The sequence below is a fragment of the Parabacteroides sp. AM58-2XD genome (assembly GCF_003463685.1).
GTDB classification, from domain to species: Bacteria; Bacteroidota; Bacteroidia; order Bacteroidales; family Tannerellaceae; genus Parabacteroides; species Parabacteroides segnis.
In genome coordinates, this window is the sequence record NZ_QSDP01000150.1 from 1 (window position 1) to 11,062 (window position 11,062).

At 44.2% G+C, this 11,062-nt stretch carries 9 protein-coding genes and 1 pseudogene; 8 read left to right on the forward strand and 2 right to left on the reverse strand.

Features of this window, described 5'->3' with window-relative positions:
* Window positions 1-278 precede the first annotated feature (278 nt).
* The 4 genes and pseudogenes from DXA15_RS23290 to thrC all read left to right on the forward strand — a co-directional run bounded on the left by DXA15_RS23290 (window position 279) and on the right by thrC (window position 6,275).
* A complete protein-coding gene (locus DXA15_RS23290) occupies window positions 279-572 on the forward strand; it encodes a nucleotidyltransferase family protein (protein WP_128135621.1) in 294 nt (97 codons plus the stop codon).
* Between the two features lie 355 nt (window positions 573-927).
* Window positions 928-3,369, forward strand: coding sequence for a bifunctional aspartate kinase/homoserine dehydrogenase I (gene thrA / locus DXA15_RS23295; protein WP_128135622.1), 2,442 nt, complete (start codon window positions 928-930; stop codon window positions 3,367-3,369).
* Between the two features lie 394 nt (window positions 3,370-3,763).
* Window positions 3,764-4,965: pseudogene (locus DXA15_RS23300) on the forward strand (cofactor-independent phosphoglycerate mutase).
* On the forward strand, window positions 4,962-6,275 hold the full coding sequence (gene thrC / locus DXA15_RS23305; protein WP_128135623.1) for a threonine synthase: 1,314 nt from the start codon (window positions 4,962-4,964) through the stop codon (window positions 6,273-6,275). Before DXA15_RS23300 ends, thrC begins: the two are co-directional and overlap by 4 nt.
* A gap of 212 nt (window positions 6,276-6,487) precedes the next feature.
* Here the strand turns inward: thrC and DXA15_RS23310 are convergent, their stop codons facing one another.
* A complete protein-coding gene (locus tag DXA15_RS23310) occupies window positions 6,488-6,856 on the reverse strand; it encodes a DUF488 domain-containing protein (RefSeq protein WP_128135624.1) in 369 nt (122 codons plus the stop codon).
* A 144-nt stretch (window positions 6,857-7,000) separates the two neighbouring features.
* Between DXA15_RS23310 and DXA15_RS23315 the strand changes: the two genes are divergently transcribed.
* The 3 genes from DXA15_RS23315 (at window position 7,001) to DXA15_RS27320 (ending at window position 8,861) form a co-directional block, all read left to right on the forward strand.
* Complete coding sequence (locus DXA15_RS23315) at window positions 7,001-7,309, forward strand: hypothetical protein (RefSeq protein WP_233567573.1); 309 nt, start codon at window positions 7,001-7,003, stop codon at window positions 7,307-7,309.
* 239 nt (window positions 7,310-7,548) lie between these two features.
* Window positions 7,549-8,085 (forward strand): hypothetical protein, encoded by a 537-nt coding sequence (locus tag DXA15_RS27315; protein ID WP_233567574.1) that lies wholly within the window; start codon window positions 7,549-7,551, stop codon window positions 8,083-8,085.
* 86 nt (window positions 8,086-8,171) lie between these two features.
* Window positions 8,172-8,861: a hypothetical protein gene (locus DXA15_RS27320; RefSeq protein ID WP_233567575.1), complete on the forward strand. Its 690-nt coding sequence runs from the start codon at window positions 8,172-8,174 to the stop codon at window positions 8,859-8,861.
* Here the strand turns inward: DXA15_RS27320 and DXA15_RS23325 are convergent.
* Complete coding sequence (locus DXA15_RS23325) at window positions 8,858-9,295, reverse strand: DUF695 domain-containing protein (RefSeq protein WP_128135625.1); 438 nt, start codon at window positions 9,293-9,295, stop codon at window positions 8,858-8,860. The two genes, DXA15_RS27320 and DXA15_RS23325, sit on opposite strands and share 4 nt — an antisense overlap.
* Window positions 9,296-9,453: 158 nt before the next feature.
* Between DXA15_RS23325 and DXA15_RS23330 the strand changes: the two genes are divergently transcribed.
* Window positions 9,454-10,623, forward strand: a complete 1,170-nt coding sequence (locus tag DXA15_RS23330) for an acyltransferase (RefSeq protein ID WP_128135626.1) — start codon at window positions 9,454-9,456, stop codon at window positions 10,621-10,623.
* Window positions 10,624-11,062 lie beyond the last annotated feature (439 nt).

Consider the following 11,062-nt stretch of genomic DNA (forward strand, 5'->3'; position numbering starts at 1 on the left):
TCAGACCGGGAAGAAAGTTTCCACGAGCAAGGAAAGGAAGGCCCAATTGTAAAAACTATACTCTAACTAATTACAAAAGAGCACTATGAACCTTAAATTGATGACATTGGGTTCTAACCCTGGGTCCCCTTGAATCCTTCTCTTCCAGAGGCACCCTGTAGGGGTGCGACAAGGTAGAAAGGGTTGATATTTATCTTGTTCCGCCCCTACAGGGCGGACTTTCTTTTATCCAAACTAAATCATACCTTTGTTTACACAAACGCAAATAGATTGTCAAAATGGAAACTACCCAGGAAATCCTCAATAAACTACGCGACTTCAAAGCCGCTTTTGCTGAGAAATACGGGATCGAACGTCTCGGCCTGTTTGATAGTTGTGCCCGTGGTGAACAAGATGACCGAAGCGACATCGATGTAGTAATTAAAATGCAAAAACCTAGTTATTTCACACACTTCTATATCCAAGAAGAACTTGAAAAAATTTTCCATCGTAAAGTTGATATCATAAGTTTACACGAAAATCAAACCCCTGCTTTTCGTAAAAATGTAGAACAAGATGCGATCTATATCTAAAATGTAATCCCAAGTAACCATTTTCCTATCAAGTTTCCACTATTTTATCACTTTCTACTGAAAAAATGCTTGCATTTGAAAAATAATGTGTAATATTGCCCCTGCAATAAGATATGAAAACTAGAAAAGTAAAAGAATGATTGCAGGTATAGCATATTATACATGGGCATTGATGACCCCTTGGGGGGTTAGAATTTACAAATAAACAAGAGCAGCGGCCACGTCCTGCATTGTTGCAATCATTTGTATTGCATCCTTTATGCCGGTTCTTTCCGGTTCTTTTTATCAATTAATTTAGTTACAAATATATTGTCAGTTGTCAACCGTCAGCTGTCAATTAAAATAATACATACCGATGAAAGTATTGAAATTCGGCGGAACATCCGTAGGTTCCGTGAATAGTATTTTGAGTGTTAAAAAGATAGTAGAGGCCATTGAAGAGCCTGTAATCGTTGTCGTATCTGCATTGGGCGGCATCACGGATAAGTTGCTGGCAACCTCATCCATGGCTGCCAAAGGGGATGTCGGATACGAAAGGGAGTTCTCCGAAATCATAACACGTCACCTGGATGTGATTCAGGGTGTTATCCCCGATAAGATGCAGCGCATCGAAGTGCAGAAAAAGGTCATGAGCCTGCTGGACGAACTGGGTAATATCTTCAAAGGTGTGTACCTTATCAACGACCTGTCTGCCAAGACTTCCGACACAATCGTCAGTTACGGCGAACGCATTTCTTCACTCATCGTGTCGAATGTCATTGAAGATGCCAAGCTGTTCGATTCCCGTAAGTTTATCAAAACGCTCAAGCAGTTCAACAAACATATCGTTGATTTCGAACAGACAAACCAGCTCATCAAAGAGACTTTCAACCCGCTACCTAAAGTATCGCTGGTTCCCGGCTTTATCTCTTCCAGTACGGAAAACGGAGAAGTAACGAACCTGGGACGTGGCGGTTCCGACTATACTGCCTCTATCCTGGCTACTGCGCTCGATGCCAACGTTTTGGAAATATGGACGGACGTAGACGGTTTCATGACTGCCGACCCGCGCGTCATCAGTTCAGCCTATGTAATCGACCGGCTGACGTTTACCGAAGCGATGGAGTTGTGTAACTTCGGAGCCAAGGTCATCTATCCGCCGACAATTTATCCGGTATATCATAAGAATATTCCTATCCGTATCCTGAACACATTCAATCCGGAAGCGCCGGGAACTTATATCTCCAAGGAAAAGGTAAAAGAAGAAGGAAAAGCCATCATCAAAGGTATTTCCTCTATCAACGACACCTGCCTGATTACCGTTCAGGGACTGGGCATGGTTGGTGTGATCGGTGTAAACTACCGTATCTTTAAGACATTGGCAAAAAGCGGTATCAGCGTATTTATGGTATCACAGGCCAGTTCCGAAAACAATACGACTTTCGCTGTCCGCAACGCTGACGCCGACCTGGCTGTGCAAGTGCTGGATGAAGAGTTCGCATTGGAACGTGCCCAGGGTGATATGAACGATACGGTTGCCGAAAAAGACCTGGCAACAGTCGCCATCGTCGGTGAAAATATGAAACGTACGCCGGGTATTGCCGGCAGGTTGTTCGGTACGCTGGGCAGTGCCGGTATCAGCGTGATTGCTTGTGCACAAGGTGCTTCCGAAACAAACATATCATTTGTTATCAAGCTCAAATATCTGCGCAAGGCTCTGAACTCTATCCATGATTCATTTTTTCTGTCACAATATAAGGTGTTGAACCTGTTCATTGCTGGTGTCGGAACGGTAGGCGGTAACTTACTGGAACAAATTCGCATCCAGCAACCTAAACTGATGGAACAAAACGGCCTGAAACTAAATGTTGTCGGTATCGCCAACAGCAAACGTGCTCTTTTCCTGCGTGAAGGACTAAACCTGGAAAACTGTATCGACGAACTGAAAAAGAACGGCGAAGAGAGTTCTCCCGAACATCTGAAAGAAGAGATTCTGAAAATGAATATCTTCAACTCCGTATTTGTGGATTGTACGGCAACCCCGGCTGTCTCCGACCTGTATGAAACGCTGCTCAACAACAACGTTTCAGTGGTAGCCGCCAATAAAGTAGCCGCCTCATCCTCTTACAGCAATTATATCAAACTAAAAGAAACGGCCCGCCATCGTGGCGTCAAGTTCCTGTTCGAAACGAACGTCGGAGCCGGACTGCCTATCATCAATACGATGAACGACCTGAGAAACAGTGGCGACCATATCCTGAAACTGGAAGCTGTTCTTTCCGGTACATTAAATTATATATTCAATACGCTCAGTGCCGATATACCTTTCAGCAAGGCAATCCTGATGGCAAAAGAGGAAGGTTACTCGGAACCCGACCCCCGCATCGACCTGAGTGGAAAAGACGTATTGCGTAAACTCGTCATCCTGGCGCGTGAAGCAGGTTACAAGGTAGAGCAGGAAGATGTAAAACGCAACCTGTTCGTGCCGGATAAATATTTTGAAGGTTCGCTCGACGATTTCTGGTGCAAGGTGAAAGAACTGGATGCCGAATTCGAAAACAAACGCCAGCAACTGGAAGCCGAAGGCAAACGTTTCCGCTTCGTTGCCAAAATGGATAAAGGTGTTTGCGAAATCGGCCTGCAAACAGTCGACAGCCATCACCCGTTCTACGAACTGGAAGGCAGCAACAACATCATCATGATTTCCACCGAAAGATACCACGAGTATCCCATGATAATAAAAGGCTACGGAGCCGGAGCCGATGTAACGGCCGCAGGCGTATTCGCCGATATAATCTCTATAGCCAATATTCGGTAAGAAAAGGAATGACTGGTTGTAACCGATTCCCCTCTCGAGAGGGGGTAGGGGGTGTGTTAAAGCCAGTCAATAAAAACAGACTTTGTTACAGGTTTATTTGCCGTCTGCTTCAGCTGACGGATTAGTCAATTATCTATTTCTCCAGACTTTAGTCACATTTCTTATAAGTTTCTATCTAAGAGAAATGTGGCTGAAGCCAAAAGAAAGAAACAACTTTAAACCGTCAGCTGAAGCAGACGGCAAATAAACCTGTAATAGTCAAGTAACTCTGATTATGATAGTTGATAGGCGAGGATATGACACACCCCCTTCCCCCTCTCAAGAGGGGAATCGGTTACAACCAGCTACTATAAACAGACTCACTCCTATAAAAAATGAATTAAGTTAATACGAAATGAAAAGTATAATAATCCTGGGCGACGGCATGGCCGATGAACCCATTGAGGCACTTGGAGGTAAGACTCCCATGCAATATGCAGATACCCCTTATATGGATAAGCTGGCTGCATTGGGTGTTACCGGACAAATGAAAACTGTTGCCGACGGGTTCCATCCGGGCAGCGAAGTTGCCAACATGGCCGTATTAGGATACGACCTGCCGAAAGTTTATGAAGGACGTGGCGTACTGGAAGCTGCAAGCATCGGTGTCACCCTTCAACCGGGTGAGATGGCGATGCGCTGCAACCTCATTTGTGTCGAAGGAGATATCCTGAAAAACCATTCGGCCGGCCATATCTCCACCGAAGAGGCCGACGAGTTAATACAATTCCTCAACGAGAAATTAGGCTCCGACAAAGTAAAATTCTACACCGGCGTCTCCTACCGTCACCTTTTGGTTATCAAAGGAGGCGATAAACGGCTGGATTGCACGCCACCTCACGACGTCCCCCTCCACCCCTTCCGCCCGCTGATGGTCAAACCGGAAGTACCGGAAGCACAAGAGACTGCGACCTGTTGAACGACCTGATTCTGAAATCCCAGGAAATATTGAAAGACCATCCCGTCAACCGGAAACGTATGGCAGCCGGAAAAGACCCGGCAAACAGTATCTGGCCCTGGTCGCCCGGTTATCGTCCTGCCATGCAGACCATGCAGGAGATGTACGGTTTCAATAAAGGTGCCGTTATTTCGGCCGTCGACCTGATTCGCGGCATCGGTGTTTATGCCGGTCTAGAAGTAATCAGCGTGGAAGGCGCCACCGGATTATATGATACCAACTACGAAGGCAAAGCGCATGCCGCCCTCGAAGCACTGAAAACAAATGATTTCGTCTACCTCCACGTCGAAGCCAGCGATGAGGCCGGGCACGAAGGAGACGTAGACCTCAAAATAAGAACAATCGAATACCTGGATAAACGGGCCATCCGCATTATCTATGAAGAGTTGCAGACATGGGACGAACCGGTTGCCATTGCCGTACTTCCCGACCACCCGACTCCCTGTTCGATTCGTACACACACCAATACCCCCGTCCCCTTTCTGATCTACAAACCCGGACAGGAGCCGGATGCAGTGACCTGCTTCGACGAATTCAGTGTCCTGAACGGTAAATATGGAGTATTGGAAAAAGATGAATTTTTAAAAGAATTATTATGAAATATTACAGCACAAACAAACAAGCTCCCCTCGCCACTCTGGAAGAAGCCGTAGTAAAAGGCCTTGCCGGTGACAAGGGATTGTATATGCCCGAACGTATCGTCCGTCTGGATGAGGGCACAATCAACAATATGAAAAATCAGTCTTTCCACGAAATAGCCTGTACGGTTGCACAGGCTTTCTTTGGTGAAGACATCGAAACGGAAACGTTGAATGAAATCGTAAAAGATACTTTATCGTTCGATACCCCTGTGGTAAACGTCTCTGAAAACATTTACAGCCTTGAGCTTTTCCACGGTCCGACACTGGCCTTTAAGGATGTCGGCGGACGCTTCATGGCTCGCCTGCTGGGATATTTCATCCAAAAGGAAGGACTGAAACAGGTTAACGTACTGGTTGCCACTTCGGGAGATACGGGAAGTGCCGTTGCCAACGGTTTTCTGGGTGTACCGGGTATCCACGTGTATGTCCTTTATCCGAAAGGAAAAGTCAGTCCCATCCAGGAATGCCAGTTCACAACACTGGGGCAGAATATCACCGCCCTTGAGATTGACGGGACTTTCGACGATTGCCAGGCTCTGGTAAAATCAGCCTTCATGGATGACGAACTGAACCGCCACATGAAACTGACATCAGCCAACTCCATCAACGTGGCCCGCTTCCTCCCGCAATCATTCTATTATTTCAATGCCTACGCACAGCTGGATAAGCTCGGTAAAGCCGATAACCTGGTCATCTCCGTCCCCAGCGGGAACTTCGGAAATATCACCGCGGGTCTTTTTGCCAAGTGGATGGGACTGCCCGTTAAACGCTTCATCGCTGCCAACAACCGCAACGACGTATTCCTTGAATATCTAAGAACAGGCGTTTACAGCCCGCGTCCTTCCGTAGCCACGATAGCTAATGCGATGGATGTCGGCGACCCGAGCAATTTTGCCCGCATCATGGATTTATTCGATATCTACGGCGACAAACACCATGAAATATGCCAGCACATCACCGGCTACCGTTTTACCGACGAAGAAATCGAATACACCATCAGATATGTATATGAAAACGACGGCTATCTACTTGACCCGCACGGTGCCTGCGGCTATCAGGCTTTGATACAATATGCACTCGAATCTGACGAAACCGGCCTCTTCCTCGAAACCGCCCATCCGGCGAAGTTCAAAGGAACAGTAGACCGTATCCTCAATGCAGACATTGAAATTCCGGCCAAGTTGCAAGCCTTTATGAAAGGGACGAAACAAAGTGTCGAACTCTGCAAAGATTTCGATGCTTTCAAATCTTATTTAATGGAACAATAACCCACTTTTTGAAGTCCCAGCGGAAGCTCTTTGAAGCTTCGACGGACGTTTCTTGATGTCTCAACAGAAACTTCTTGATGTTTCGACGGACACTTCCTGAAGTCTCGGAGAAAACCTCTTGAAGTCAGGACGGCGACTTCTTCATCTCACGAAGCTGAGTTCTTCATCTCGAGGCAGCGACTTCTTCATCTCACAAAGCCGAGTTATTGAGCTCAGCTTTGTGAGTTTATTTTCTCATCTAAAAAAGTCTTCAGAATAAGCGCATGATTATGGTCCGGACTCTTAGAAGCATAGAGTAACGTGATGACCGGATATTGTCCAATCTTCTCCACAAATGCCTTTGCTGCCTCCGAACCGTTCAGTTCCTTTCGATACAATGCAGCAAACTCATTCCATCTTTCATCGGGTGCCTGATGAAACCATTCGCGTAACTCTGGAGAAGGAGTTATATCTTTTTCCCACAAATCGAAATGTACAGCTTCCTTTTTCATTCCTCTGGGCCATAAGCGATCTACAAATATCCTGTAGCCATCCGTTGGTTCCGGATCTTCATATATCCGTTTCAATTTTATCTGTGTCATAATTTTCTATCTATATTCCTTATATAAACAACATTTATGACCACATTGTTACCATAAACCTTCTCCACATTTTTTCTTATATTCCTGTAAACTTTCCTGTTGTTCATGGTGTTTATTCAGTACGAAACATAAAGAAACAAAATTATGAGTACAACAGTAAAATCAGAACAAAAAGAAAAAGCGGCCCATACTTCAAACAAAGAGATCGCAGCATTTATCGGAGAACTTTTCTCATTCAACAGCAGTCTCAAACTTTTTCACTGGAGCGTAACCGGAACCGGCAGTTATGCCAAACATATGGCACTCGATGAAGCCATCGCCTCCTTACTGGACGTGATCGACAGAATCACCGAAACAACATACGCCATGGTAGGTGACCTCAAATTTCTATCCCGGAAACAAAAACTCCGAAAGACATCGTTAAGCATGCATCAGATTTCTACAACTACGTAGAAAAACACAGAGACCTGTTCCCTGAAGCATTCTCACAATCCATTATCGACGACTATCAGGAAGCAATCCAGCAATTGCTTTACAGATTAGTCAGATTGCAATAGCATTACCTGGTGATCTGCCAGTTATTTTTTAGGGTTTATATATTTACACGGAGGAGTTGTTTTCAAAGACAACTCCTTTTATATTTTTTTACCCCGGAGTATCTTTAGTTTCATAAACAAAACTATCTTTGTCCAATGGGACAGACAGGAACAAAGAAACTCGAAACAGATATACAGACCCGTAATGACTTATGTGTTACGCAAAATCCCTACGGAGAATTTGATCTGACCGGTATTTATACCGAGACTCAGTCTAAAGGCGGCCGTAACGTACTCCAAAACTGGGTTACCCATCCCGTTAACAATATCCAAACACTCCATTACCGCATCGAATCCATTCGCGCCGGTGGAATACCCAGCTTCGAAATAGACGGGAACACCCTGGACTTTATCGAATATTACCTGAATTATAATGAACCGTCCCCCACAACCGTATTAGGCGTCCTCTCCTACTACCAATGGTTAAAAAACAAATTGCAGAAAAATCCGTGGAACTATATTAAAAGCCGTGGATGCCTATATTTATGCGAATTGATCCGGGAATTACGCCAGATCTCATCTCCCATAGAAGAGTCCGCACAACCGGACATTATCAAGCAAACGCTCCGGATGATACGCTCCTATGTGGACAGCAATGTTTTCACTTCAATCCCGAACAGGAAACCAGATTAACTTGTTACGAAATTGACCAGTTCGACTATATTTTCCGCAATAGGGGAAAAATCGCTGTACGGGGGATACTTGATATTGTATACGAATTGGACGCCTTTCGTTCCGCGCATCAAATAGCTAAAGAGAAAGGATTTTGTTACCCGGAATTACATTCCAGCGACACAGAGTTGGTCATACACAACTTTTTCCATCCGGCTTTGCCGCAAGCCGTACGTAATGACTGGCATTTGGAGGAAAAACATATCAATATTTTCACAGGTTCCAATATGGCTGGCAAATCGACAACTCTGAAAGCGTTATCGTCGGTTATTTGGCTAGCTCACGCCGGATTACCGGTACCGGCGACTTATATGCGTTGCCCGGTATACAAGGGCATTTTTACTTCCATCAATTTACCGGATTCTTTAAAAAGAGGAGAAAGCCATTTCTATGCGGAAGTATTACGTATCAAAAGCATACTGGAAAAAGTAAAGGAAGGAGATGCTTATTTCATCGTGTTCGACGAACTCTTCCGGGGAACAAATGCCCGCGATGCCTATGAGGCTTCGGTCATCGTTCTCAATCTGCTGAAAAAATATCCGCAAAGCAAATTCCTTCTTTCCACCCATATCATAGAACTTGCGGAAGCCTTTTATACAGAAAAAACATGTCAGTTCAACTACATGGAATCTGAAATAAAAGACGACCGTTTCATTTGTAGCTATCGGTTGAAAGAAGGAATTTCCGAATCGCGCATCGGCAGCTGGTTAGTCAGAAAAGAGCTAAACACGCCTTAATCGAGAGCCCACTGCTTCATCTCATACATATCCAGATACTCTTCCCATTCGGGATCGACTTCCGTATAAATAGAAATAGGTAACAGGTCGAACGGAGCGAGTGCCTCGTTCAGACGTTCGCCGAAAACACGGACTGTACGAGTGTAGAAAACCCATATCTTCTCTCCTGCCCCGGTATAAACAGCGGTAAGGATGGAGAGTTTATCTTTTTCCATGGCTTTGCGTAAAGTTTCCTGTACAGTCTCCATCTGTTCGGCAAGTACGTCTATGGGCATTCCTTTCTCATCCCCTTCATATTTCCAGGTTATTTCAACACGCTCCTTGAATTTACCGGACTGGATAAATTCCGTCAGTTCATCGCGTCCGCTTACTGTTACCAAATGCCCGTCTTCATCTTCCGACAAGGCTGTGAACCATTCATTACTTAATCTCATATATTTTATTCTTTGTTATTCATATTTTATACGATTACAAAGATAGATAAAGTATTTCATACTGGTCTGACTGATTATTACAATAAAATGACTTAAATTCAGATAGGGCATAAACCTTTTAATCCTACTTTTGTTGCACATAAAAAAAAGAACATCACATGATCAAAAATCCTGCTGCCGATAATCGGCTTGTCTGGCTTGACGTTATTCGTTGTGTAGCCATGTTAATGGTGATCGGTGTACACTGCATCGACCCTTTTTACATTTCACCAACCATGAGGGCGATCCCGGAGTACACACACTGGGCTGCTGTCTACGGCTCGCTTTTCCGGCCTTCCGTACCTTTATTCGTTATGATGACCGGATTATTATTGTTACCGGTAAAAGAGCAACCACTAGGAACCTTCTATAAGAAAAGGATATTTCGCGTATTATTCCCATTTCTCATCTGGTCGGTACTATACAGCATGTTCCCCTGGTTTACGGGAGTACTTGGCTTACCTAAAGAGATCATCGGTGATTTCTTCTGCTATACACAGGGCCATGAATCACAGAACCTAATGGATTCATTAAAGGATGTCGCCATGATTCCTTTCAACTTTAGCCATAAGGAAAATCATATGTGGTATATTTACCTGTTGATCGGACTTTATCTTTACATGCCTTTCTTCTCCGGCTGGATCGGGAAAAATAACCGGAAGACACAACAAGCATTTCTGCTTATCTGGGTCATCTCTTTATTTATCCCCTACCTGAGAGAATATGTATCCAACTGGCTTTTCAACAGAGACGGATACTTGTTCGGTACAGATACCTGGAATGAATTCGGCATGTTCTATTACTTCGCAGGGTTCATCGGTTTTCTTCTGCTGGGCCATTATGTGAAAGAAGGGAACAACTGGAGTCTTCCGAAAACACTCCTGATCTGCGCCGTTATGTTTATTGCCGGCTACTATATAACATATACTGGGTTCAGCACTACTGCCGAAAATCCGAATGCAACGGAAACGGAGATGGAGTTATATTTTACATTCTGTAGTCCGAATGTCTTACTGCTGACTTTATCTATGTTTTTACTATTACAGAAAGTGGTAATCAATAACCCGATAGTCATCAAGGCTTTGGCTAATATGACAAAATGCGGATTCGGGATTTATATGGTACACTATTTTCTGGTAGGGCCATTTTTCCTGTTGATCGGGCCGTCTTCATTACCGATTCCTTTGCAGGTACCTCTTATGGCTGTACTTATCTTCCTTTGCAGTTGGGCATTCACAGCTCTGGTATACAAGATCGCTCCTAAAAAGGCACATATTATTATGGGGTAATTGAAGCGAGGCCGCAAAAGAATAGACTATATCAACCGGATGTTTATACGGCCTATTCTTTTGCGATCCCGTGTCAAGCACGGGAACGGGACACTTCTGACATAGCTTCATTTTTCCGTTTCTTCCACAGCTGCCAGCTATTAAATATATTCTGCCACATATTATACATACAGCATAATATAACTCTGATTATCAAAGCAAAAGCCCACCTATTACTAATAGTGGGTAACAAAATAGTAACAAAAAAACGAAGAAATCGCTTTGCGGTGGGCTTCATGTGCAAAGGTAACAAAAGCTCTCTAACCATAAAAGCAAAACTGGCGAAAAGAAGAATACTGTTTTTCTTTTCGCCAGCATATATAATTTGCTGTCAATAGAAATTAGTTTAGTCCGTTTTGGTATATAGACAAAAACACAAACTAAACTTGTGTTTATAATA